We start from the raw sequence: 22,731 nt of genomic DNA, 5'->3' as shown, positions 1-22,731 counted from the left end.
TTCCGACAAGATCATGCGCAAACAATAGGGATAATCAGATGGCATCGAGCATTCGCGTGCGCGCCACGTCAAACGGCGACACCACCGAGGTGCAGGCTCTGATCCAGCATCCGATGGATTCCGGCTTCGTCAAGGACGCCAAGGGCGAGATCATTCCGCCGCATTTCATCCAGCAGCTCACCTTCGAATATGACGGCAAGCCGGTGTTCGTCGCCGACTGGGGCGGCGGCGTCTCCAAGGATCCCTATGTCAAGTTCGCCTTCAAGGGCGGCAAGAAGGGCGACGATCTGAAGGTCAGCTGGGTCGACAACAAGGGCGCGACCGACACCGCCACGGCGAAGATTCAATGACGCGGCGCCTCGCAATCCGTGCAGCACTCGCGACGTTCGCGCTCGGCGTGCTGGCGCTCGCGCCGGCCGCGCGGGCGGCCGACACCGTCGATCCCGCCGCCGACAAGGCCGCGTTCCAGAAATTCTTCACCAGCAAATTCCCCAAGCTGAAGCTCGAGGATTTCGTCAACGGTCCCTATTCGATGAATGAGGACCTGCACAGGCAGTGGGAGGAGAAGGAGCAGTTTCCGCCCTACGAGTTCTCGCTCGAAGCCGGCAAAGAGATGTTCGCGACGCCGTTCAAGAACGGCAAGACCTACGCCGACTGCTTCCCGAACAAGGGCATCGGTATCCGCCAGAACTATCCCTATTTCGACGAGAAGGAAGGCAAGGTCGTCACGCTCGAGCTCGCGCTCAACCGCTGCCGCGAAGCTAATGGCGAGGCGCCGTTCTCCTATGTGAAGGACGACATGGCGGCGCTCACCGCCTACATGGCCTTCACCTCGCGCGGCAAGCCGATGGACATCAAGATCCCGAACGATCCGCGCGCGCTCGAGGCCTATCAGAAGGGCAAGGAGTATTTCTACACCCGCCGCGGCCAGCTCAATTTCTCCTGCGCCACCTGCCACATCCAGAGCCCGGGCGAGCGGATCCGCGCCGAGGTGCTGGCGCCGGCGCTCGGCATCCTGAACGCGATGCCGATCTACCGCTCCGAATGGAGCGGCATGGGCACGACCAGCCGCCGCTTCACCACCTGCAACAGCCAGATCCGCGGCGTGCCGCTCAATCCGCAGGACGACGAGTACCGCAACCTCGAATACTATCTGTCCTATGTCAGCAACGGGCTGCCGATTTCGGGTCCGGGAGCACGGCCATGAGCGCGGCCATCAAAACTGTCCTCGCAGCATCAGCCCTGCTGATCGCAGCGGCGACCTGTGCCCTCGCCGCCTCCGAAGCCGACTACAAGGCCGCCTACGCCGCCGCCGAAGCCGCCAACAAGGAGGCAGGCAGCCTGCGCAATCAGTGGACCACCACCGCCTCGACACTATCTGCCGCAAAAAAGGCCGGTGAGGCTGGTGATTTCGACACCGCCGTCGCCAAGGCCAAGGAGGCCGAGGCACTGGCAAAGGCCTCGATCTTCCAGGCCACCAGCGAAAAGGAACGCTGGAAGGACATGGAAGTTCGTTAAGAGCGCGCAGGCCAGGGGCCGCGCGGAGAGAATGATGATCATCCGCCGCCGGGAATTCCTGAAAGCTGCGGCCGCCGCAACGCTGACGGCCGGTCTGCCGCGCCTTGCGCGCAGCGCCGATACCGCCAGCGTCTACGACCTCGAGCGGTTCGGCAACGCCCGCATCCTGCACATGACCGATACGCATGCGCAGCTGAAGCCGGTGTTCTTCCGCGAGCCCGGCGTCAATCTCGGCGTCGGCGCGATGGCCGGCCAGCCGCCGCACCTCGTCGGCAAGGCCTTCCTCGACCGCTTCGGCATCCGGCCCGACAGCGCCGACGCCTATGCCTTCACCTGCGTCGAATTCGAGAAGGCCGCCGGCCGCTTCGGCCGGCTCGGCGGCTTCGCCCACCTGAAGACACTGGTCGACAAGCTGCGCGCCGATGTCGGCGAAAAGCGTTCGATCCTGCTCGACGGCGGCGACCTCTGGCAGGGCTCGGCGCTCGCCAACGCCATGAACGGCGCCGACATGGTGGAGGCCGCCAATCTGCTCGGCATCGAGGCGATGACCGGGCACTGGGAATTCACCTATGGCGAGCAGGTGCTGCGCGACAACCTCTCCCGCTTCAAGGGCGAGTTCCTGGCGCAGAACGTGTTCCTGACCGAGGAAGCCGCGTTCAACGACGCCAAGGCGTTCGACCCGGCTTCGGGACGGGTGTTCAAGCCGTCCTTCATCAAGGAGATCGGCGGCCATCGCGTTGCGATCATCGGCCAGGCCTTCCCCTACGTGCCGATCGCGCATCCGAAGCGCTTCACGCCGGACTGGAAGTTCGGCATCCGCGACGAGGAGCTGCAGAAGCTCGTCGACGGCCATCGCAACAACGACAAGGTCGAGGCGGTGATCCTGCTGTCACATAACGGCATGGATGTCGACCTCAAGCTCGCCAGCCGCGTCACCGGCATCGACGTCATCCTCGGCGGCCACACCCACGACGCGATCCCGATCCCGATCACGGTGACCAATGCCGGCGGCGTCACGCTGGTGACCAATGCCGGCTCCAACGGCAAGTTCATCGGCGTGCTCGATCTCGATCTTGCCAAGGGCAAGGTCGCCAACGTCCGCTACCGGCTGCTGCCGGTGTTCGCCGAATTGCTGAAGCCCGATCCTGCGATGCAGACGCTGATCGACAAGATGCGCGATCCGCATGCCGACGAATGGAACACCAAGCTGGCCTCGGCCGACCGGCTGCTCTACCGCCGCGGCAATTTCTCCGGCACCGTCGACCAGTTGATCTGCGATGCGCTGCTGAACGAGCTCGACGCCGAGATCGCGCTGTCGCCGGGCTTCCGCTGGGGCATCACCACGCTCGCCGGCCAGCCGCTAACCATGGAAGACGTGCTGTCGGAAACCGCGATCACCTATCCGGAGACCTACGTCGCCAAGATGACGGGCAGCCAGATCAAGGATGTGCTGGAAGACGTCTGCGACAATCTGTTCAACGTCGATCCCTATTATCAGCAGGGCGGCGACATGGTTCGCGTCGGCGGCCTCGCCTACACCTGCACGCCGGCCGAGACTGTCGGCAAGCGCATTTCCGAGCTGAAGTTGGGCAACGGCAAGCGTCTCGAAGCCGGCAAGCACTACAAGGTCGCAGGCTGGGCCTCGGTCAACCAGCAGAGCGGCGCGCCGATCTGGGATGTCGTCGCCAGGCACCTGCGCTCCGGCCGGCCGCCGAACCGCGACGAACCCGGCGTGACGCTGAAAGGCGTCGAGGACAACCCGGGCATCGCGAGGCACGGATGACGCGCCGCGCGCTGATCGCGGCATTCGGCCTTGCTGCGCTCGCGCTGGCGACGCCGCTCGCGCGTGCCCAGCAGGCGCCGTTGCAGGACAAGCCGTTCGCCGAGCACAAGGTCGTGCTGCAGCTCTCCGACAACGATCCGAGGAAGCAAGGCCTCGTCATCAGCGTCGCCAACAATCTGATGAAGCACTACGACCCCGACAAGGTCGCGGTCGAGATCGTCGCCTTCGGCCCGGGCATCGACCTGCTCAAGCCCGACAACCCGAACCGCAAGCTGGTCGAGAGCCTGGTCGCGCAGGGCGCGCGGGTCGACATCTGCCTCAACACCGTCGACACGATCGAACGCGACAGCGGCAAGCGGCCGGACTACATCGCCGCCGCCACCCCCGTGCAGGTCGGCGTCGCGCAGATCTTGCTGCTCACCGAGAACGGATACACGCTGGTCCGGCCGTAACGGCCCCGTCGTCATTGCGAGCCAACGGGTCGCGCGAACGCGCGCCCGCAGGAGCAGGCTGGAGTTACGTGCGGCCGTAACTTCGTCTCTTCCACGACCTCGATGCATATCCCCTCATCCTGAGGCGCGAGCGGAGCGAGCCTCGAAGGATGCACGGCCCAGATGCCTTGTCCCATTCGCGGAAAGACCCGGGCCGTCCACCCTTCGAGACGCGCGCAAGAGCGCGCTCCTCAGGGTGACGGGATCCGGCTGGGGTGGGGATGGATTTGCTTTGAACGGACCCTATCTATGGAATAATATCCTCCATGTGACCTCGGCCCGGAGAATAGGTAAGCCGTCATGATCTTTCGCCAGCTCTTCGACAGCGTATCCGGAACCTACAGCTATCTGCTCGCGAGCCGCGCCGGCGGCGAGGCACTGATCCTCGATCCGGTGCTGGAGAAGGCCGATCGCTACTGCAAGCTGCTCCAGGAACTTGACCTCAGGCTGGTCAAGGCCGTCGATACGCACCTGCACGCCGATCACGTCACCGGCCTCGGCGAGCTGCGCGACCGCACCCAGTGCATCACCATCATGGGCGAGCAGAGCAAGGCCGACGTGGTGTCGATGCGCGTCTCCGACGGCGACAAGGTGACGATCGAGGGCCTCTGCCTCGAGGCGTTGTACACGCCCGGCCACACCGACGATTCCTATAGTTATTTAATGGGCGACCGCGTCTTCACCGGCGACACGCTGCTGATCCGCGGCACCGGCCGCACCGACTTCCAGAACGGCAGCGCGCGGGCGCAGTACGATTCGATCTTCAACCGGCTGCTGAAGCTGCCGGAGGAGACCATGGTGTTCCCCGCGCATGATTACAAGGGCGACACCGTCTCCACCATCGGCGAGGAGAAGCGCTACAATCCGCGGCTGCAGGTCAAATCGATCGACGACTATGTCGAGCTGATGAACAACCTCAATTTGCCGAACCCGAAGCTGATGGACGTCGTGGTGCCCGCCAACATGCATGTCGGCCTGCACCAGGACGAACTCGCCAAGGAAGGCCTCTCCCTCAGCGCGCGCGACGCCATCGCGAGTCTCGGCCGCCCCGATATCCTTCTGGTCGATTTGCGCGAGAGCGCCGAGCGGGCCAAGCACGGCACGCTCGCGGGCGCGCTGCACGCGCCCTATCCGGGGATTTGCGCCACCCTGCAGCCCGGCGGCATGCTGCGCGAGGTCGCCGCCGCAACCGGCCGCCGCGTCGTGTTCTTCTGCGCCTTCGGCGAGCGCTCGGCGATGGCGGTGGCCGCCGCGAAGAAGGCGGGACTGGCCAACACCGCGCATATCGATGGCGGCATCGACGCCTGGAAGAAGGCCGGCGGGCCGGTGGTGATGGGATAGTCTCATAACCCTTTAGCTCGCTCGCAAATATCTCACCGTCACCCTGAGGTGCGAGCGAAGCGAGCCTCGAAGGTCGACGGCCACACTCCTTCCGCGAACTCCTGGAAGTATCCGGGCCGTGCATCCTTCGAGACGCGGCTTCGCCGCTCCTCAGGATGACGGGTTTGGAAGGTCACTGCGTCACTCGCTGCAACTCTTCCGTCAGGCGATCCAGCGCATCCGCCAGCATCACGCCGCCGCACACCGTGAGCCGCTCCGGCAGCACGATGCGCTTGCTTTGCGGATAGAAGCGCTCCAGCGCCGGATGCAGCAGGAAGGCGCGGCCGTCATCCTCGGCGCGGTCGCCGGCTTCCGACACCAGGATGAAATCCGGCCGCAGTTTTACGATCGCCTCCAGCGAAGCAAACCCGCCTGCGCCGACGCCAAGTTCGCCGGCGGCGTTGGCGAGGCCGGCTGCCGCCAGCAGCGAGCTGACCAGGCTATGGTCGCCCGAGACAAAGCCGCGCCGCTCCAGCGGCAGCACGCGGTAATGATGCGCGCTTGCCGCCGCCCGCGCATGCGCGATCGCCGCATCGAGGCGCGCGATCTCGGCCTCCGCGCGATCGGGGTGCTGCACCACATCGCCCATCGCGCGGATCTGGTCCTTCACCTCGTCCAGCGTGCGCGGCACCGTGAATTCGACGAGGTGCAGCCCGTGGGCCTTCAACAGATCACGGGTCGCGCGCTTGTCGAACAGGCTGACCACGACGAGGTCGGGCTTGAGCAGCAACACGTCCTCGGCCTCGCCGGACAAGCGCGGAAAGTTTCGCGCCTTCTCCGCGGCCCAGGATTGCCAGGCATCGCGCGAGAAGCGGCTGAGGCCGATGATCTGATCCGGGTCGGCCAGCGACAGCACGAGCTGGTCGCTGCAGACATTCATCGAGACGATGCGCGGTCCGGCGGCGAACGCGGCACCGGCGGAAATAAGCCACAGCACTATGGCGACCACCGCTCCAAGATGAAGCGAAGCGAGATGGCTGCCACGCTGACGCTGAGCCCCCTCTCCCGTTTGCGGCAGGGGTGTCCGGGGAAATTCAGGCATAGCGGAGCTCCATCTGGTCAGGTGAGATGGTTGATTTCCGACGGCTGGGGTTGATGGGCGGAGGTTTGTCGATGGCAGCGAGGGATCGACGCGTGAGCAGGAGCTGGCCGACGAGTTCGGCGAACCTGAGCGGGAGCATTTTGATGCAGTTGGTGTGAGCGGCGATGCGCAGCAGCAGGTAGGCAATCATCGCAGCGAGCACCTGAAGGCGGATCGCGTTGTCGTTGGCGCCGAGGAACTTGCGAATATCGAGATGCTGCTTGATCCAGCGGAACAGCAGCTCGATTTGCCATCGGCTCTTGTAGAGGGCGGCGATCTCGACGGCGCTACGGGCAGGGTCGTTGGTCAGGAGTGTGATCTTGCCGCCTTTCTCGCGTCTGATCTTGATGCGGCGGAGCGGGATTGGAAGGCGCGAATCGCCCTTGCTGGTGAGCTTCACCTCGTCATCGGCAAGGATTTCGAAGCCATCCCCGTTACGCTTGCGGATGGCGCGATGCCTGAGCGAGCGAAGACGGATGCTCGTCTTCGCCCGGGTAACGAAGAAAGCCTTGCTATCATTGATCTTCTGCCACCAGTCGAAACGGCAATAGCCCTTGTCAAACACATAGGTGGTGGCGGGCTGGATTGGGGTCTGTCGGCCGATCTCGATGTCATTGACGTTCGCGGCCGTCATCTCGACGCAGGTCGGGACATCGCTCCTTGGGTCGTAGACGACATGCAGCTTCATGCCGCGGATGCGGCCGTTCCACGTCGCCCAACTGCAGACCTTGCCGAGCGGGATCGGACTGGCGTCGATCAGACGCACCATCTCCATGCCTTCACTCCGCAGCTGGCGACGCGCCATCGCCGACAGCGCCGCAAAGGTTTGCGCGAAAATGCCGATCGGACGGCGGGCATTGGCATCGGACAACGTCGAGCGCGACAGCTTGCCGGTTCCCAAGTGATAGTGATGCTGCGAATTGGCGTTGAAGCCAGTCACTACCCCGCGCAGACTGCTGTTGCCGCTAAGCTGGGCATAGATCAGCGCCACCAGATGATCCCAGCTCCTGAACGACTTGTCGTAGGCATCCCCGTCCAGACGATCCACAACCGTCTGAAACTGCCGTCGATTGATCGGTTCAAGCAGCCTTCCAAAAATGCTACCGCGATATCGCATGCTCGGCCCTCTGTGTCTCGACAACCAGAAAAGACCGATTTGCCTCGGTCCTGCCGAGCATGCACCGCGACACAGTGAATCATTCCCCGGACACCCCTGCCTTTCAGGGGGAGGGTTGGGGTGGGGGTTTCGCCGCGAGCCATATCGTAGAGAGAGCCCCCACCCGCTGCCCTCTTCGAGCGCAGCGACCTCCCCCGCAAGCGGGAGAGGTGAACTGAGCTCGTGGTGAGGCCGTGGCCACATCACACGTCCGCCCATGGCACGATGACGACCTCGCGCTGAAATTCGGCGCGATAGGCGCTGATGCGGAACACGCTAGCGAGGACGCTCTCCGACAATGCCTCGACGGGCGCGCCCTGCGCGGCCAGCCGCCCTTCCGACAGCACCAGCACGTGATCGGCGAAGCGCGCGGCAAGTCCCAGGTCATGCGTCACCACGATCACCAGCACGCCGCTGTCGGCGACATTGCGCAGCTTCTGCATCACGTCGATCTGGTGGCGCGGATCGAGCGAGGCGGTCGGCTCGTCGGCGAGAATCACCGGCGCCTCCACCGCGAGCACCCGGGCCAGTGCGACGCGGCTGCGCTCGCCGCCGGAGAGTTCGGTGACGCGGCGATCGCTGAATTCGGTGACGTCAACCGCCTGCATGGCGCGCAGCACCGCCTCCATATCCGTCTGCGACAGCCGCGCCGGATCGGTCGCGCCGTGCGGATAGCGGCCGAGCGCGACGATGTCGCGCGCCGGCAGCGGCCAGTGCACCATGTGCCCCTGCGGCAGATAGGCGAAACGCTTCGCGCGCTCGCGCAGCGGCAGCGACGCCAGCGGATCGCCGCCGATCCGGATCTCGCCGCCCGACGAAATCAGCCCGGCCAGTGCACGCAGCAGCGTGGTCTTGCCGGCGCCGTTCGGGCCGACCAGCGCGACCAGATGGCCCGACGGCAGCGACAGCGAGACATCGTGCAGCACCTTGCGGCTGCCGAGTGAGGCATTGAGCGCCGCGGCGGAGAGCAGCGTCATGCCACGCCTCCGCCGAGCGCGCGGCGCTCGCGCATGATCAGATAGAGGAAGAACGGCACGCCGATGATCGAGGTCAGCACGCCGACCTTGATGTCCGAGGTTGAAGGAATGATGCGCACCGCGATGTCGGCGGCGAGCAGCAGCGCCGAGCCGGTGAGCGCGCTCGGCACCAAGAGCCGCGCCGGATCGTGACCGATCACGGGACGCATCAGATGCGGCGCGACGAGGCCGATGAAACCGATCGTGCCGGTGACTGCGACCGCGCCGCCGACGCCAAGCGCCACGCCCGTGATCACGAAGAGCCGCAACCGCCCGACGTCGACGCCGAGGCTCTGCGCCGCCTCCTCGCCAAGCGTCAGCGCGCGGAAGGCGCTCGCCTGGCTGAGCAGGATGGCGGCGCCCGCGACGATGAAGGGCAGCGCCAGCGCCACGTGCTGGAAGCTGCGGTCCTCCAGCGAGCCGAGCAGCCAGAACGCGATCTCCAGCACCACAAACGGATTGCTCGAGAGATTCATCACCAGTGCGGTCGCGGCTCCCGCAAAGCTCGAGATCGCGAGCCCAGCGAGGATCAGGATCAACAGCCCGGCATTGCGGCCGGCGATCGCAAGCAGCGCGAACACCGAGCCGAACGCGGCGATGATCGCCACCACCGGCAGCGCGTAGGAGCGCACATCGGCGAGGCCCAGCGCGATCACCAGCACCGCGCCGAACGCCGCCGATTGCGGCGCGCCGAACAGCGACGGCGAGGCCAGCGGATTGCGCAGCAGCCCTTGCAGCGCCGCACCGGACAGCCCGAGAATGCCGCCGATCGCAAATGCCAGGATGGTGCGCGGCAGGCGGATCTCGCGCACGATCACCTGCGCCACATCGCTGCTGCCGCCGAACAGCGCCTCGACCACCGCGAGCGGCGACAGCCGCACCGGCCCGATGCCGAGCGAGAGCACACACAACAGGACCACGAGCGCGAGCAGCGCCGCCGTGGCGCCCCACCGGCGCCGCGCCGCGACCTCGGCCGCCAAGGCAAAATCCTGCACGCTCATCGGATCCATGCTCTTACAGCGATCGCCGTGGCAGACAAGCGACACTCGACAAAAACCGTGGCCGCGCGGCCGCCGCCCGACTTCCGCCGGATTGACTTTGCTACCCGGCCGAACCCTAGATGAACATGACGGTTCTTTCATGAGATGAAAAGGGAATGCGGTACGGGGAAACTTCCCCAACGCCGCGGCTGCCCCCGCAACTGTATGCGGTGAATCCTTCGTCACAGGCCACTGGGAATCTCGGTCCTGGGAAGGCGACGAAGGGTAACGACCCGCGAGCCAGGAGACCTGCCGTCAGCCGTGGTCACACGCGATGCTGCCGGTCGGGGAGTACAGGCATGAGCTTCACCTGATGCTGTGAGCACGATGGTGAGACTGGTTCGCGGTGACGTGCCACTGACGTTGCCGAGGCCTTGCTTATGTTCTCCTTCCCTTTCCATCGGCGGCGCCGCGCGCTTCTGCTCGCGTCGACGATGATCGCGCCGGCGATCCTTGTCTCCGCAGCGCGGGCGCAGGAGGCACCCGCTCCCGATCAGCTGCCGGCGATCGAAGTCACCAAGCCGGGCGACCAGAACGTCACGCGCGCCAGGCCGGCCGCTGACGAAGCGCCGGCGCCGCGACGCCCGGCGCCGGGCACCTCGCAAGGCAACAATACAGGCAGCGGAGCCGGATCGGGCACGACAGGGACCGGCGTGGCCACCGGAACGGGCGGCACCGGCGGCCGCCAGTTCGCCGGCATTGTCGGCTCCTCCTCGGCCGTGATCACCGCCGACGACATCGCGCATTCGCCGGTGCAGTCGTTACCCGAGATCCTCGCGCAGGTGCCGGGCGTGCAGCTGCAAACGCCCTATGGCGGACCGAACGGCGCCAAGACGTCGGTCGACCTGCGCGGCTTCGGCGCATTCGCGACCGACAATACCCTTTTCCTGCTCAACGGCCGCCGCCTCAACGACGTCGACAAGGCCGGCTTCGACCTCACCACGATTCCGCTCGATTCGATCGAGCGCATCGAGATCACGCGCGGCAACAGCGGCGCGGTGCTCTACGGCGACAACGCGGTGGGCGGCGTCGTCAACATCATCACCAAGACCGGCGTCGGCGGCCCGCCGACGACGATGCGGGCCGAGGCCGGAGTTGGCTCGTTCAACACCCGCATGGCCGCGGTCTCCGCGGCGCTCAATTCCGGCCCGTGGTCCACCTCGTTCTACGGCAACGGCATCAAGTCGGACGGCTACCGCGTCAACAATGCGCTCGACCAGCGCAACGCCGTCGGCAACATCAACTACACGACGCCTGATCTCACCGCCTTCCTGACCGTCACCGGCAGCGACCAGAAGCTCGGCCTACCCGGCGGACGGCTGGTCGATCCGTCGATCGGCGTGAACGAGCTGCTCACCGATCGCCGCGGCGCCGCGACGCCCTTCGACTATGCCAACCAGCAGACCGCCAGCGTCACCGCCGGCTTCACCAAGACGCTGATGAACGGCGTCGACCTCATCGTCGACGGCGGCTGGCGGCAGCGCGAGACGCAGAGCGGCTTCTTCGGCACGGTGCCGACCATCAGCTTCGCCTCGACCTACAATGACGCCGCGCTGCAGACCTGGTCGCTGACGCCGCGGCTCAGCGTCAAGAATGTGATGCTGGGCGTGCCGTCGACGATCCTGACCGGCATCGACTATTACGATTCGAGCTTCCGCGAGGCGCGCGGCGCCTATCAGGGCGTCGACCCGTTCCACATCTACAATATCGAGCAGCAGAGCGTGGCCGGCTATTGGCAACATACGCTGGGCCTGTTGCCAACGACCGACATCTCCTACGGCGCGCGCGTCCAGAATACCAGCATCTCGGCGCGCGATCGCTACGACCCGAATGCGCCATTCGCGTTCGACACGCAGGCGGCACCGCTCGACAGCAACGAGACGCAATACGCCCTGCATGTCGGCGCCGAGCATCGCCTGACCGACACCTTCTCGGTGTTCGGCCGCGCGGCGCGCGCGTTCCGCACGCCCGATGTCGACGAGCGCGTCGCATCCGGACCGTCGTTCGATCCGCTGACCTTCGCCCCGATCCCGCAGAATTTCCAGCTCAAGACCCAGACATCGCAGGACGTCGAGGGCGGCTTCCGGGTCAAGACCAACCTGTTTCAGGTCCAGACCAGCGTCTATCTGATGGATCTCGAGAACGAGATCCATTTCAACCCGGTGCTGTTCTTCAACACCAACCTCGACCCCACCCGCCGCTATGGCTCGGAAACCAGTGCCTCGCTCAAGTTCAGCGATACGGTGACCCTGCGCGGCGGCATGGCGATCACCCGCGCGGTGTTCCGCGAAGGCATCTGGACCGGCAACGACGTGCCGCTGGTGTCGCGCTACACCGGCAATCTCGGCGTCACCTGGAATATCTGGCAGAACTATCTGGTGTTCGACGCCACGGTGCGGGCCTGGAGTTCGCGCATCATGGACAACGATCAGGCCAACACCCAGAGCCGGATTCCCGGCAACGCCACCGCCGATATCAAGCTGAGCGGGCAAGTTGACCGCTTCTTCTGGTCACTAAGCGTGAACAACCTGTTCAACGCGCTCTATTACGACTACGCCATCGCGAGCACGTTCACCGAAGGCCGCTTCTCGGCCTATCCGCTGCCCGGCCGCACCTACATGGTAAAGGCCGGCGCGACGTTTTAGAGCGTGAACCGGTGGGGCGGGTCTGCCCCGCGCACCGTCTCCGAACATTACAAACGCACCGAAACTGGGGTAGAGTTCCGGCAGCTGATTTGACCCGCGCAGGGGAAACGCATGGCCAAGGCCGGGAAGCAGACCAAGGGCGGCACGAAGATCAAGGACAAGACCGACGACAAGTCGAAGAAGCCTCCGCCACCCGCAGCGTTGCAGGACGACGAGTACTATGAGGACGGCGACATCGCCACGCCGAAGCTCGACCGCTACGGCAATGATGACGAGCCGTTGTGAGGCTATGCGATATCCATCCTCACGTCGTCCCGGCGAAGGCCGGGACCCATTGCCACCGGATTGGGTTGTTGAAATAGGCTGCGGCCCCAGCGATACGCAACAATCGCCAGCGATGGTTATGGGTCCCGGGTCGCGCTGCGCTTGCCCGGGACGACGCGGATGGAGCTAGTCAAAGGCTTCGTCCCCGATCTCCCTGATACGCGCACGGTCGCGCAGCTGCGCGCCGGGTCGCGCGCGGCGGCCTCGTAGCTCGCGAGCTGCCGAGCCCGGCTCGCCGTCGCCAAGCAGACATTAGGTCGCAGCGGGGTCATGGGCTGCCCCCCCCTTCCGGATTGGTTGCCGTGCTAGGCTCGCATGGACGCTGGGTCCTTGCTGGGGGCGGTGCCATGAGGTTTGCGAAGGCGGTGCTCACGGTCTTCTGCATGATCGCGTCGATGTGCGATCCGTCCAATGCGCAACAGGCCCCCAGGAAACTAGGAATCCTCGTCAACGGCAGCCCGTCGCCGCTGTTCGATTCCATCAAGAAAAACCTTCTGAGCGACTTCGCCGAGCGCGGCTATCTCGAAGGACGCGACATCGTCATCGAGCCGCGATTTGCCGAATCGAAGCTCGAGCGCCTTCCCGGTCTCGCCTCGGAGCTGGTCGGCGCGAATGTGGATGTCATCCTCGCACTCGGTGGCCCGGCGTCGGTCGCGTCGCAGAAGGCCACGTCGACGATCCCGGTGATCTTTGCGATCGTGACCGATCCGGTCGCGTTGAAGCTTGTCGCCTCGATGGAAAAACCGGGAGGCAATGTCACGGGCCTCACCAACCTCGATCCGCAGCAGGCCAGCGACCAGTTCAAGCTTCTGAAGGAGGCATTCCCCGGGATCACGCGCGTTGCGATTCTCAGTGATCAAACGATCCCCGGCGCGGATGAACGCGGGCTCGCCCCGATTGACCGCGCCAACGAGGCCGCAGCCAAGGCCCAGGGGCTGGAGCCGCAAATCTTGAAGGTCAAGGGTGCGGACGATCTGGAGGCCGCGATTGCCGGGATGGCAAAGGAGCGCGCGGAGGCGCTGCTGGTCCTTGAAGTGCCGGTGCCCTGGAGCAATCGAAAACGAGTCGGTGAACTGGCCATCAAGAACCGCTTGCCGGCAATGTTTCCCGGCGGCCAGGCGGACGCCGGCGGGGTGATTACTTATGGGGCCAACGTCGCCGATACATGGCGCGAGTTTGCGACATTCGCCGACAAGATTTTCAAGGGCGCGAAGCCGGGCGACCTGCCAGTCGGCGTCGTCACCAAGCGAGAGCTGATATTCAATCTCCAGGCGGCCCAGGCCGTGGGCGTCGAGATTCCACCGGAGCTCTTGAAGCGCGCAGACAAGATCGTGCGGTGAATTCGCGCTGGAGGGATACTAGCGGAAATCGCCATTCTCGATCGCCTTGATGCTGCCGCGATCGAGCAGATGCGCGCCAAAGCCGCCGCGCGCCAGCGATGAGGCGATCTGCGGTGATGCCAGCAGCAGCACTGTCGTCATCGCAAGCGGCACGGCGCTGAGCCAGTCGAGCCGCACCGGCGTCAGCTCTTCGCTGCTTCCCCGATAGTGCCCTTCGCCCGCGGCGATGCGGCCGCATTCCCGGATCAGGTCACGCCGCGTACCATCGCGCGACGCACTGCCGAGCAGCGCCTGCATCGCCAGATGCGTCCGCACCCCGGCGCGCCCCTCGGCCAGCGGCGCCGGCGTTTCGCCGCGCGAGACGCGCAGCAGCAGGTCGACCAGATCGACGCCCGACTGAAAGGCGTTCATCGGCTCGACCAGCCGTGGGTTGCAGTCGATCAGCAGCGGCGTCGCGCTGTCGAGCGGCATGATGACGTCGACCGAGAGCGCACCGTGCCAACCAAGATGCGCGCCGATGGTCTCGAGGCCGGCGCGGATCGCCGGCCGGCTCACGCTCTCCTTGATCGCCTCGCCGCCGCCGACACCGGCCGCAATCTGGCGGTAGGCATGGAAGCCGACGAGCGTGCCGTGGCAGAACACCGACTGCGCCTTCTCGACCGTGCCGGTGACCAGATCCTGCGCCAGCACCTCGCCGGCAAAATCGCCTGAGGATTCGAGGTCGTAGAGCGCGCGATTGAGATCACCAGCGTCGCGCACGAACCAGACACCGCGGCTGGCGGTGCCGACCGACGTTTTGACAACGGAGGGAAAGCGCACCGCCTCGCGCAGCTCCTCGGCCGAGTTCACGATCCGGGTCGGCGGCTGCGGCAGGCCGAGCCGGTCGAGCAGGCGGCTGAACCCGGCCTTGCTGTGCACGGCGCGATAGCTGGCGAAATCCGGCAGCGCGAGGCCAGTACGTGAGGCCAGCCCCGCCGCGGCGCGGGCGAACAGAAATCCCTGTTCATGGGTCGGCAGCAGCACATCGAAATGCCGCGACGCCAACAGGCGCTCGACGAAGCGCAGGAAGCCGGCCGGATCCGACCGCAGCGGCGGACAATGGTGGTATTTGCGGACAAAGCGCGAGTAGCGCGCCAGGCACCAGCGCGAGGGGTCGCAAACCTCGACGTGATGGCCGGCCAGTCCGAGGATCGTGACCGCCTCGCGGCCGGAGGTGCTGGAGCCCTCCGACACCAGCACGCGGAGCTGCTTTTTGGCGTCGATCATGGCCGATCATCGCCGTGCCGCCGTGCTTTGTCGCCGCATTTAATGCCGCATGTGTCGATCCGGCACGCCCGCGCCGGGGGCAGCCATGCGCCCGCGTTCATAGACAATTAGCGGCCAATCTCTATTTTCGGCGGGCCCTGCCGGGCATTTTGTTTGACGCGTTTTCTTCACGCGAACCGGTACCCACTTCGCTTGAAAACGCTATGGAACTGGGGTTTTCGACGACATGGTCGACGTTCTGGCCGCACCGCAGCAAGCGAAAGCCGACAGTGCGCTGCGCACGCTGACGGGGATTTCGGTCGCCCATTGGGTCAGCCATTTCCATATCTTCGTGCTGCCGATGCTGTTCCCGTTCCTGAAGCAGCAGCTCGGCGTCGGCTATGTCGAGCTCGGCCTGGCGCTGACGGTGTTCGCGGCGGTCTCCGGGCTGACCCAGGCGCCGATCGGTTACCTCGCCGACCATTTCGGCGCGCGCAAGATCCTGTTGATCGGACTGACCGTCGGCGGTTGCGCGCTGATCGGGCTCGGCCTGCATCTCAGCTATACGTCGCTGATCGTCTGCGCGGTGCTGCTGGGCCTCGCCAACAGCGTCTATCATCCGGCCGACTACGCGATCCTCTCGGCGCATATGGACGAGGCGCGGATGGGCCGCGCCTTCTCGATCCACACCTTCGCCGGATTCCTCGGCGGCGCGGTGGCGCCCGCGATCATGGCGGCGCTCGTGGCCTCGATCGGCGGCCTCGGCGCGCTGATCGTCGCCGGTGCGGTCGGGCCGCTGGTGGCGCTGTTCCTGATCGTGCTCGGCATTCCCGATGCCGGCGCCAACAAGAACAAGTCAAAGGACGATGCGGCACCAAAGGCCAGCGTGATCACACCGGCGCTGATGGTGCTGACGGCCTTCTTCACGCTGCTCAGCCTGTCGACCTCGGGCATCAACAATTTCGGCGTGGTCGCACTGATGGGCGGCTACGGCGCATCGTTCTCGACGGCCAATATCGCGCTGACCGCATTCCTCGGCGCCAGCGCGGCCGGCGTGCTCGCCGGCGGCTACCTCGCCGACTGGACCCACCGCCACAGCCAGGTCGCTGCGGGCTGCTTCGCGGTCAACGCCGCCCTCGTGCTGCTGATTGCGCTGCTCAACCTGCCGCCGGTGGCGCTCACGCTGGCGATGGGGCTTGCCGGATTCCTCGGCGGCGTGATCGCGCCGTCCCGCGACATGATGGTGCGCAACGCCGCGCCGCCCGGCGCCGCCGGCCGCGCCTTCGGCATCGTCTCCACCGGTTTCAACTTCGGCGGCATCGTCAGCCCGCTGCTGTTCGGCTGGATCATGGACCAGCACATGCCGCACTGGGTGTTCGGCGCCTCCGTGGTGTTCATGGTGCTGACCGTGCTGCTTGCCCTCGTCACCGAGCGCAAGCCGCAGGCTTCGGGATACGAGGCCGAGACCGCCAGCCCGCGCGCCTGAAACGCGAAACGTTGCGCACGCAGCGCGCTCACTCCGACCGTCGCGACAGCACCTGCTTCAGGAGCGGCTCGATGCGCGACAGCTCATCGAGATGGACCGCCGACAATTCGGCGAGATGATCGGCCGCAAGGCCGGTTAATTTCAGCAGCACCCGCCGCTGGTCGGCGGGATCGAGCACGCGCTCGACCAGTCCGGCCTCGGACAGCCGGTCGACCAGTTCGACCGTGGTGTGGTGACGAAGCCGCAGCCGTTCGGCCAGATCACCGACCGCAACCGGCCCGCCGCCCGGATACCCCCGGATCGCCAGCAATGCCTGATGCTGCCGCGGTGTCAGGCCTGCGGCCTTCGCGGCGTCCTGGCTGAACTCCAGAAACCGGCGGATCAGATAGCGAAATTGCGACAGCGTTTCGTAATCGCCCTGGCTGGGAACCCGCTTCTGGTCCTGCCTCGGCGATTTCGACGGTGCTTTCAACGCTGCCATTCGATGTCTCCCGCTTGTAATTATATCGCAATGCGATATGACGCCGCGTCCACTTCACCCGAGCCTTACGCCACCAATGAGCGTCATTTCCACCAAATCGAGCGTCTCCGCCACGAACACCGCCCCAAACACTGCCAAAATCGGCGAGAAGGCCAGCCACCTCCTGAGCGACTTCACGACCGATCCGCGCGTCGTGGTGATCTCGGCGATCGCCGTGTTTGTCTCCGCCGCAGGCGTGCTGGCCGGGGCGGGACTGCTGCAGCTGATCAAGCTTGCCACCAACATCGCCTATTTCGGCCAGTTCAGCTTCGCCGACCTGAAATTGCAGGATTCGCCGCTCGGGCTCTGGACCGTGCTGGTGCCGGTCGCGGGCTCGCTCATCATCGGGCTGATGGCGCGTTTCGGCAGCGAGAAGATCCGCGGCCACGGCATCCCGGAAGCCATCGAGGCCATCCTGCTCGGCCGTTCCCGGCTCGACCCCAAGGTGGCGATCCTGAAGCCGTTGTCGTCGGCGGTGTCGATCGGCACCGGCGGCCCGTTCGGCGCCGAGGGCCCGATCATCATGACCGGCGGCGCGATCGGCTCGCTGATCGCGCAGATGCTCCCGGTCAGCGACAACGAGCGCAAGACCCTGCTGGTGGCGGGCGCCGCCGCCGGAATGACCACGGTGTTCGGAACGCCGATCGCCGCGATCATGCTCGCGGTCGAACTGCTGCTGTTCGAATGGACGCCGCGCAGCTTCATTCCCGTCACCGTCGCCGCCGTGGTGGCGGCGGTCGGACGCACCTTCCTGCAAATGCCCGCGCCGCTGTTTCCGTTCACCGGCGGCGTCGACATTTCGGTGCTGCAGCTCGGCGCCTGGATGCTGATCGGGATCCTCTCCGGGCTGCTGTCGGGCGTGCTCACCCAGCTGGTCTATGGCTGCGAGGACATCTTCCTCAAGCTGCCGATCCACTGGATGTGGTGGCCGCTGATCGGCGGCCTGGTGGTCGGCCTCGGCGGCTTGATCGAGCCGCAGGCGCTCGGCGTCGGCTATGACAACCTCGCGTCGATGCTGCAAGGCGATGTGGTGCTGAAGGCCGCGCTGCTGCTGCTCGTGGTGAAAGCCGTGATCTGGTCGGTCGCGCTCGGCTCGGGTACGTCGGGCGGCGTGCTGGCGCCGCTGCTCATCATGGGCGGCGCGATGGGAACGGCGCTGAGCGGCTATCTGCCTGAAGCGAGCCCCGGCTTCTGGGCGTTGCTGGCGATGGCGGCGACAATGGGCGGCACGATGCGCTCGCCGCTGACCGCGACCTTCTTCGCCGTCGAACTCACCGGCAACACCCATGTGCTGCTGCCGCTGATCGCAGCCTGCGGCACCGCGCACGGCGTCACGGTGCTTTTGATGCGGCGCTCGATCCTGACCGAGAAGGTGGCTCGGCGCGGCCATCATCTGGTGCGCGAGTACCGTGTCGATCCGTTCGCGCTGACCCGCGTGCGCGACGTCATGACCAAGGCGGTCGAGACCGTCGCCGACACCATGACGCTGCACGGCGCGGCCGCCTTCCTGACCAACCCGAAGACCGGTCACCCCAGCTTTCCCGTCGTCGACGCCAACCATCACGTGCTCGGCGTGATCGACCCGCCGTCCGTGCTGCGCTGGCGCCGCGCCGGCAAGCATCGCACCGCGACGCTCAGGCAGCTGCTGGCCGGCAGCAAGATCACCGTCGCCTATCCCGACGAATATCTCGACCGGCTCGCCGACCGCCTGATGCAGGTCAACGTCTCGCATCTGCCTGTGATCTCGCGCGAGGAATCAGCGCCTCGTCGGCTATATCGGCTGGAAGGACCTGATGCGCGTCCGCGCCAGGCTGCAGGCCGAGGAGACCCAGAAGACGGCGTTCTTCGGCGCGCGATAGCGCAATACGAGTTCATTTCGAATCGAGCCGCGGACTCCGTTTCACCTCGCCCCGCGTGCGGGGAGAGGTCGGAACGCATCGTTAGATGCGTTCCGGGTGAGGGGGAGCTTCCACAAACGCAGCTATCACCGCTTATGCGGAGACAGCCCCTCACCCCACCCCTCTCCCCGTGAGTACGGGGAGAGGGAGCGCAGCGCCGCCTGCCGTCGAGGAACAAATTTCCGTCGGGCGGCAACGTTCGATCCCAGCTGGCAAATCAGCATCAGCGCATCCCAGAGCTTCATCGGCGCTGGTTGACAGCATCAGGGGCTGACCCATGATGCCGTCAACCAAAAACAGCCTCGGGATGAAATGCCATGACCTCGACCCCAGACCTCGTGATCCGCGGCGGCACCATCGCCGACGGCAAGGGCGGCGACCTCTATGAAGCCGATGTCGCGATCACAGGCGGCAAGATCACCGAAGTCGGCAAGGTCTCGGCAAAGGGCAAGGAAGAGATCGACGCCCGCGGCAAGCTGGTGGCGCCCGGCTTCGTCGACGTCCACACCCATTACGACGGCCAAGTGACCTGGAGCCAGGACATCACGCCGTCGTCGCAGAACGGCGTCACCACGGCGATCATGGGCAATTGCGGCGTCGGCTTCGCGCCGTGCCGGCCGAGCGACCACACCAGGCTGATCCAGCTGATGGAAGGCGTCGAGGACATTCCGGAGCCGGTACTCTCCGCCGGCATTCCCTGGGCGTGGGAGAGCTTCCCCGACTACATGGAGTGGCTGTCGAAGCGCAATTTCGACATGGACATCGGCGCACAGCTGCCGCATGCCGCGCTGCGGGTCTATGTGATGGGCGAGCGCGGCGCGCGCCGCGATCCGGCAACGGCCGAGGACAACAAGGCGATGGCGGCGCTCGCCGGCGACGCGGTGCGGGCGGGCGCGCTGGGTTTCTCGACCTCGCGCACGCTCAATCACCGCACCTCGACCGGCGACTACACGCCGACGCTGAAAGCCGGCGAGGATGAACTGACCGCGATCGCCGGCGCGATGCACGGCGTCGGCCGCAGCGTGCTGCAATTCGTGCTCGACCAGAGCACCGTGCACGAGGACCTGCCGATGATGCTGCGGGTCGCCGAGAACACAAGGTGCCCGATCTCGTTCTCGGTCGCCCAGGCCGACAAGGCGCCGCGACGCTGGCGGCAGACCATGGACACCATCAATGAAGCCGCCGCCCGCGGCCTGTCGATCACGACCCAGATCGCGGCGCGGCCGGTCGGGCTGCTGCTCGGGCTCGAATTGTCGCGCAATCCGTTCCAGACCCATCCGAGCTATCGCGAGATCGCCAAATTGCCGCTCGCCGAGCGGCTCGCGCATCTGCGCCGGCCCGAGGTGCGCGCGGCGATCCTGAGCGAGAGCGCGACGGCGACCGACGATCCGCTGTTCTTCCGGCCGAACTACGACAAGATGTATCTCTTGGGTAATCCGCCGAACTATGAGCAGCCGCCGGAAAACGCGCTCGGGCCGCAGGCGCGGCGCCAGGGCCGTCAGCCGGAAGAGCTTGCCTATGACGCGATGCTGACCGACGAGGGTCGCGGCATGCTCTATGTGCCGTTCCTGAATTACGCCGACGGCAATCTCGACGCCGTGCATGAGATGCTGCGCGAGCCCAGTGCCGTGCCCGGCCTGTCCGACGGCGGCGCGCATTGCGGCATCATCTGCGATGCCAGCTTCCCGACCTATCTCTTGACGCACTGGACGCGCGACCGCAGCCGCGGCGAGAAGCTCTCGATCCCGTTCGTGGTCGCGGCGCAGTCGCGCAAGACCGCGCTGTCGGTCGGTCTGTATGATCGCGGGGTGATCGCTCCTGGTTTCAAGGCCGACGTCAACGTGATCGATTACGACCGGCTGCATTTGCACCCTCCGAAGGTGCATTACGACCTGCCGGTCGGCGGCCGCCGCCTCCTGCAGCAGGTCGACGGCTATGACGCCACCATCGTGTCGGGCATCGTGACCCAGCGCGAGGGCAAGGCCACCGGCGCACGCCCGGGCAAGCTCGTCCGCGGCGCGCAGGGGATGAATTGAGAGACGCAGCGATCCGGGCGACAGGACTCCCGCCTCTCCCCTTGTGGGAGAGGCCGGATCGCATGCAGCGGAGCGCAATGCGATCCGGGTGAGGGGTTGCGGTCTCTCGAGGGACGGAACTCGCGGAGGCAGACCCCTCACCCGGATTTCCCGCTGACGCGCGAAATCCGGCCTCTCCCACAAGGGGAAAGGCGAAGTGGAGCGAGTTGCCAGAGGTGCGCCCCTTACGTCGGCGACATCGCACCTTTGATCGTGCCCGCCGGCTGCGACGTGCCGGTCAGCCGCGCCCGCTCGCTGTTCGGCCACAGCAGCAGCAATCCGAGCAGGCCGGAGCCGGCCATGATCGCCGCGTTGATAGTGAAGCCGGACATGTAACCGGCCATCGGCGTTGCCGCGTGCTGGATCACATTGCCCATCACCATCGGCGCCAGGATGCCCGAGATCGTGTAGAGCGCGCCGTAGATCGCGATGATCGCGCCGCGCTGCGACACCGGCGTGAACTCGCCGAGCATCGGCGGGCACACCACGTAGATCGAGCCGCACAGGCCGGAGCCGATCACCAGCAGCGCGATCATGATCCCGCCGGGCGGCGCATAGGGCAGCATCGCAAGGATGGCGCCGCCGAAGATCAGCGGCACCGAGCCGAGCACGCCGCGCGCACCGCGGGTGGTGAAGCCGCGCGTCAGCATCAGCTGCGAGATCCAGCCGGTCAGCAGCACGATCGTCGCGCCGAAGATCCAGGGCAGGATCGAGACGAAGCCGGCCTGGTGCTGCGAGAAGCCGAGCCCCTCGATGATGAAGGACGTGAACCAGGTGAGCCCGAGCGACAGCGCCCAATAGGCGCCGAAGGTTGCTACCACGCAGCCGATGAAGGTGCGCGAGGTCAACAGCTTCCAATACGGAATCCGCGGCTCGTCGGCCGCCACGGCAGACGTCGACACCAGCGGCCCTTCCTTGCCGAGCGCGAACCAGGCGACCGCCCAGATCAGGCCGACGATGCCGAGCGCGCCGAAGGCGTGATGCCAGCTGTGATTGACGATGATCCAGTTCAGCGCGGGCACCGCGAGGATCACGCCGAACGCGGAGCCCTGCGACAGGATCGCGGTCGGCAGCGTACGCTTCTCGTCCGGAAACCATTTGTAGATCGCGTGCGCCGCGACCGAGAACGCCGGCCCCTCGCCGGCGCCGAGGATGATGCGGCAGATCACCAGCGTCGTGAAGCTGACGGTGCCGACCATCGGAAATTGCGCCAGCGACCAGATCACCGCCAGGATCAGCAGCACCCAGCGGGTGGCGACGCGGTTGACGATGAAGCCGACCACGATCGCCGAGATCGAGAACAAGAGGAAGAATGACGAGCCGAGATCGCCGAACTGCTCCTGGGTGAGGCCCATTTCCTTCTTGATCGGCACGCCGGCGAGCCCGACCACGATCTTGTCGGCAAAGTTCACCACCATGAACAGGAATAGAAGGAAGGTGATTTGCCAGGCGCCCTTCGGCGTCCCCTTTGACAGCCCCTCTGACGTCCTCTTGGACGTCGCTTGCGTCGTCATGTCCGGCTCCCCGTCGTTTCGTTTTGGCTTCGTAAATCGGCCCCGTCCGGCGATGCTAGCCACGCCTCGCCGTGCAACGCAACACCGCATTTCCTCGGGGTTGTGCGCCCCGGAGCGCTTCTAACGGCCCGATCACGATCGCGTCGGTCGCGCCAGTGGAGCGGTGAACTGTCATGTCCCGACTGCTATGTTCAGGGCCAACGAAAAGCCCGGGGTTAT

Annotated in this window: 18 protein-coding genes, 1 pseudogene and 1 riboswitch; of the genes and pseudogenes, 12 read left to right on the top strand and 7 right to left on the bottom strand. The window is 65.9% G+C overall.

All coding sequences use genetic code 11. The annotated features are described in order from the left end of the window. Nucleotides 1-38 precede the first annotated feature (38 nt). The 6 genes from soxZ to ACVWZM_RS20975 all read left to right on the top strand — a co-directional run bounded on the left by soxZ (nucleotide 39) and on the right by ACVWZM_RS20975 (nucleotide 5,133). The gene (soxZ, locus tag ACVWZM_RS21000) at nucleotides 39-350 is read left to right on the top strand and encodes a thiosulfate oxidation carrier complex protein SoxZ (protein WP_057021236.1); all 312 of its coding nucleotides are present in this window, start codon (nucleotides 39-41) and stop codon (nucleotides 348-350) included. Further along, nucleotides 347-1,207 carry a sulfur oxidation c-type cytochrome SoxA gene (gene soxA, locus ACVWZM_RS20995; RefSeq protein WP_057021235.1) on the top strand — a complete coding sequence of 287 codons (861 nt, stop codon included), beginning with the start codon at nucleotides 347-349 and terminating at the stop codon, nucleotides 1,205-1,207. The genes soxZ and soxA overlap by 4 nt, the downstream gene beginning before the upstream one ends. Next, nucleotides 1,204-1,518: a hypothetical protein gene (locus tag ACVWZM_RS20990; protein WP_456854547.1), complete on the top strand. Its 315-nt coding sequence runs from the start codon at nucleotides 1,204-1,206 to the stop codon at nucleotides 1,516-1,518. The genes soxA and ACVWZM_RS20990 overlap by 4 nt, the downstream gene beginning before the upstream one ends. A gap of 34 nt (nucleotides 1,519-1,552) precedes the next feature. Continuing rightward, the gene (gene soxB / locus ACVWZM_RS20985; RefSeq protein WP_057021267.1) at nucleotides 1,553-3,301 is read left to right on the top strand and encodes a thiosulfohydrolase SoxB; all 1,749 of its coding nucleotides are present in this window, start codon (nucleotides 1,553-1,555) and stop codon (nucleotides 3,299-3,301) included. Beyond that, nucleotides 3,298-3,753: a DsrE family protein gene (locus ACVWZM_RS20980; RefSeq protein ID WP_057021234.1), complete on the top strand. Its 456-nt coding sequence runs from the start codon at nucleotides 3,298-3,300 to the stop codon at nucleotides 3,751-3,753. Before soxB ends, ACVWZM_RS20980 begins: the two co-directional genes overlap by 4 nt. A 339-nt stretch (nucleotides 3,754-4,092) precedes the next feature. Next, nucleotides 4,093-5,133: an MBL fold metallo-hydrolase gene (locus tag ACVWZM_RS20975; protein ID WP_253588628.1), complete on the top strand. Its 1,041-nt coding sequence runs from the start codon at nucleotides 4,093-4,095 to the stop codon at nucleotides 5,131-5,133. Nucleotides 5,134-5,305: 172 nt separating this feature from the next. On the opposite strand, the gene ACVWZM_RS20970 is transcribed toward ACVWZM_RS20975, so the two are convergent. The 4 genes from ACVWZM_RS20970 to ACVWZM_RS20955 all read right to left on the bottom strand — a co-directional run bounded on the left by ACVWZM_RS20970 (nucleotide 5,306) and on the right by ACVWZM_RS20955 (nucleotide 9,426). Then, nucleotides 5,306-6,214 carry an ABC transporter substrate-binding protein gene (locus tag ACVWZM_RS20970; RefSeq protein ID WP_456854545.1) on the bottom strand — a complete coding sequence of 303 codons (909 nt, stop codon included), beginning with the start codon at nucleotides 6,212-6,214 and terminating at the stop codon, nucleotides 5,306-5,308. After that, complete coding sequence (locus ACVWZM_RS20965) at nucleotides 6,207-7,370, bottom strand: IS4 family transposase (RefSeq protein ID WP_456854543.1); 1,164 nt, start codon at nucleotides 7,368-7,370, stop codon at nucleotides 6,207-6,209. Before ACVWZM_RS20965 ends, ACVWZM_RS20970 begins: the two co-directional genes overlap by 8 nt. Nucleotides 7,371-7,612: 242 nt before the next feature. Beyond that, nucleotides 7,613-8,386: an ABC transporter ATP-binding protein gene (locus tag ACVWZM_RS20960; protein WP_456854541.1), complete on the bottom strand. Its 774-nt coding sequence runs from the start codon at nucleotides 8,384-8,386 to the stop codon at nucleotides 7,613-7,615. Continuing rightward, nucleotides 8,383-9,426, bottom strand: coding sequence for a FecCD family ABC transporter permease (locus ACVWZM_RS20955; protein ID WP_253638379.1), 1,044 nt, complete (start codon nucleotides 9,424-9,426; stop codon nucleotides 8,383-8,385). Before ACVWZM_RS20955 ends, ACVWZM_RS20960 begins: the two co-directional genes overlap by 4 nt. 112 nt (nucleotides 9,427-9,538) lie before the next feature. Further along, a riboswitch (cobalamin riboswitch) is annotated at nucleotides 9,539-9,736 on the top strand. A gap of 109 nt (nucleotides 9,737-9,845) precedes the next feature. Here ACVWZM_RS20955 and ACVWZM_RS20950 point away from each other — a divergent pair. From ACVWZM_RS20950 to ACVWZM_RS20940, 3 genes are all read left to right on the top strand, one after another. After that, nucleotides 9,846-12,110, top strand: coding sequence for a TonB-dependent receptor (locus ACVWZM_RS20950; RefSeq protein WP_456854539.1), 2,265 nt, complete (start codon nucleotides 9,846-9,848; stop codon nucleotides 12,108-12,110). A gap of 111 nt (nucleotides 12,111-12,221) precedes the next feature. After that, a complete protein-coding gene (locus tag ACVWZM_RS20945; RefSeq protein WP_168858599.1) occupies nucleotides 12,222-12,395 on the top strand; it encodes a hypothetical protein in 174 nt (57 codons plus the stop codon). A gap of 386 nt (nucleotides 12,396-12,781) precedes the next feature. Then, nucleotides 12,782-13,774 (top strand): ABC transporter substrate-binding protein, encoded by a 993-nt coding sequence (locus tag ACVWZM_RS20940; RefSeq protein WP_456854537.1) that lies wholly within the window; start codon nucleotides 12,782-12,784, stop codon nucleotides 13,772-13,774. A gap of 18 nt (nucleotides 13,775-13,792) precedes the next feature. On the opposite strand, the gene ACVWZM_RS20935 is transcribed toward ACVWZM_RS20940, so the two are convergent. Further along, nucleotides 13,793-15,040, bottom strand: coding sequence for a hypothetical protein (locus ACVWZM_RS20935; RefSeq protein ID WP_456854535.1), 1,248 nt, complete (start codon nucleotides 15,038-15,040; stop codon nucleotides 13,793-13,795). A gap of 226 nt (nucleotides 15,041-15,266) precedes the next feature. Here ACVWZM_RS20935 and ACVWZM_RS20930 point away from each other — a divergent pair, with 226 nt between their 5' ends. Next, nucleotides 15,267-16,505 carry an MFS transporter gene (locus ACVWZM_RS20930; RefSeq protein ID WP_456854534.1) on the top strand — a complete coding sequence of 413 codons (1,239 nt, stop codon included), beginning with the start codon at nucleotides 15,267-15,269 and terminating at the stop codon, nucleotides 16,503-16,505. Nucleotides 16,506-16,533: 28 nt separating this feature from the next. On the opposite strand, the gene ACVWZM_RS20925 is transcribed toward ACVWZM_RS20930, so the two are convergent. Then, a complete protein-coding gene (locus tag ACVWZM_RS20925; RefSeq protein WP_076834885.1) occupies nucleotides 16,534-16,986 on the bottom strand; it encodes a MarR family winged helix-turn-helix transcriptional regulator in 453 nt (150 codons plus the stop codon). 76 nt (nucleotides 16,987-17,062) lie between these two features. On the opposite strand from ACVWZM_RS20925, the pseudogene ACVWZM_RS20920 reads away from it, so the two are divergent. Continuing rightward, a pseudogene (locus ACVWZM_RS20920) lies at nucleotides 17,063-18,884 on the top strand (chloride channel protein). Between the two features lie 356 nt (nucleotides 18,885-19,240). Next, nucleotides 19,241-20,959: an N-acyl-D-amino-acid deacylase family protein gene (locus tag ACVWZM_RS20915; RefSeq protein WP_057021226.1), complete on the top strand. Its 1,719-nt coding sequence runs from the start codon at nucleotides 19,241-19,243 to the stop codon at nucleotides 20,957-20,959. A 224-nt stretch (nucleotides 20,960-21,183) separates the two neighbouring features. On the opposite strand, the gene ACVWZM_RS20910 is transcribed toward ACVWZM_RS20915, so the two are convergent. After that, nucleotides 21,184-22,512: an MFS transporter gene (locus ACVWZM_RS20910; protein WP_057021225.1), complete on the bottom strand. Its 1,329-nt coding sequence runs from the start codon at nucleotides 22,510-22,512 to the stop codon at nucleotides 21,184-21,186. Nucleotides 22,513-22,731: the final 219 nt, after the last annotated feature.

Source organism: Bradyrhizobium sp. USDA 4501 (assembly GCF_054062115.1).
The sequence above is the reverse complement of the archived record's forward strand: the minus strand, read 5'-3'. Positions and strand labels throughout refer to the sequence as shown.

What these genes read in the sequence shown, in the direction of transcription:
- ACVWZM_RS20990 (WP_456854547.1), top strand. Translation starts at nt 1,204, where the DNA reads ATGAGCGCGGCCATCAAAACTGTCCTCGCAGCATCAGCCCTGCTGATC.
- ACVWZM_RS20925 (WP_076834885.1), bottom strand. Translation starts at nt 16,986, where the DNA reads ATGGCAGCGTTGAAAGCACCGTCGAAATCGCCGAGGCAGGACCAGAAG.
- ACVWZM_RS20910 (WP_057021225.1), bottom strand. Translation starts at nt 22,512, where the DNA reads ATGACGACGCAAGCGACGTCCAAGAGGACGTCAGAGGGGCTGTCAAAG.
- ACVWZM_RS20915 (WP_057021226.1), top strand. Translation starts at nt 19,241, where the DNA reads ATGACCTCGACCCCAGACCTCGTGATCCGCGGCGGCACCATCGCCGAC.
- ACVWZM_RS20950 (WP_456854539.1), top strand. Translation starts at nt 9,846, where the DNA reads ATGTTCTCCTTCCCTTTCCATCGGCGGCGCCGCGCGCTTCTGCTCGCG.
- ACVWZM_RS20965 (WP_456854543.1), bottom strand. Translation starts at nt 7,370, where the DNA reads ATGCGATATCGCGGTAGCATTTTTGGAAGGCTGCTTGAACCGATCAAT.
- ACVWZM_RS20970 (WP_456854545.1), bottom strand. Translation starts at nt 6,214, where the DNA reads ATGCCTGAATTTCCCCGGACACCCCTGCCGCAAACGGGAGAGGGGGCT.
- ACVWZM_RS20935 (WP_456854535.1), bottom strand. Translation starts at nt 15,040, where the DNA reads ATGATCGACGCCAAAAAGCAGCTCCGCGTGCTGGTGTCGGAGGGCTCC.
- soxZ (WP_057021236.1), top strand. Translation starts at nt 39, where the DNA reads ATGGCATCGAGCATTCGCGTGCGCGCCACGTCAAACGGCGACACCACC.
- ACVWZM_RS20940 (WP_456854537.1), top strand. Translation starts at nt 12,782, where the DNA reads ATGAGGTTTGCGAAGGCGGTGCTCACGGTCTTCTGCATGATCGCGTCG.
- ACVWZM_RS20930 (WP_456854534.1), top strand. Translation starts at nt 15,267, where the DNA reads ATGGTCGACGTTCTGGCCGCACCGCAGCAAGCGAAAGCCGACAGTGCG.
- ACVWZM_RS20980 (WP_057021234.1), top strand. Translation starts at nt 3,298, where the DNA reads ATGACGCGCCGCGCGCTGATCGCGGCATTCGGCCTTGCTGCGCTCGCG.
- soxA (WP_057021235.1), top strand. Translation starts at nt 347, where the DNA reads ATGACGCGGCGCCTCGCAATCCGTGCAGCACTCGCGACGTTCGCGCTC.
- ACVWZM_RS20955 (WP_253638379.1), bottom strand. Translation starts at nt 9,426, where the DNA reads ATGAGCGTGCAGGATTTTGCCTTGGCGGCCGAGGTCGCGGCGCGGCGC.
- ACVWZM_RS20960 (WP_456854541.1), bottom strand. Translation starts at nt 8,386, where the DNA reads ATGACGCTGCTCTCCGCCGCGGCGCTCAATGCCTCACTCGGCAGCCGC.
- ACVWZM_RS20975 (WP_253588628.1), top strand. Translation starts at nt 4,093, where the DNA reads ATGATCTTTCGCCAGCTCTTCGACAGCGTATCCGGAACCTACAGCTAT.
- ACVWZM_RS20945 (WP_168858599.1), top strand. Translation starts at nt 12,222, where the DNA reads ATGGCCAAGGCCGGGAAGCAGACCAAGGGCGGCACGAAGATCAAGGAC.
- soxB (WP_057021267.1), top strand. Translation starts at nt 1,553, where the DNA reads ATGATCATCCGCCGCCGGGAATTCCTGAAAGCTGCGGCCGCCGCAACG.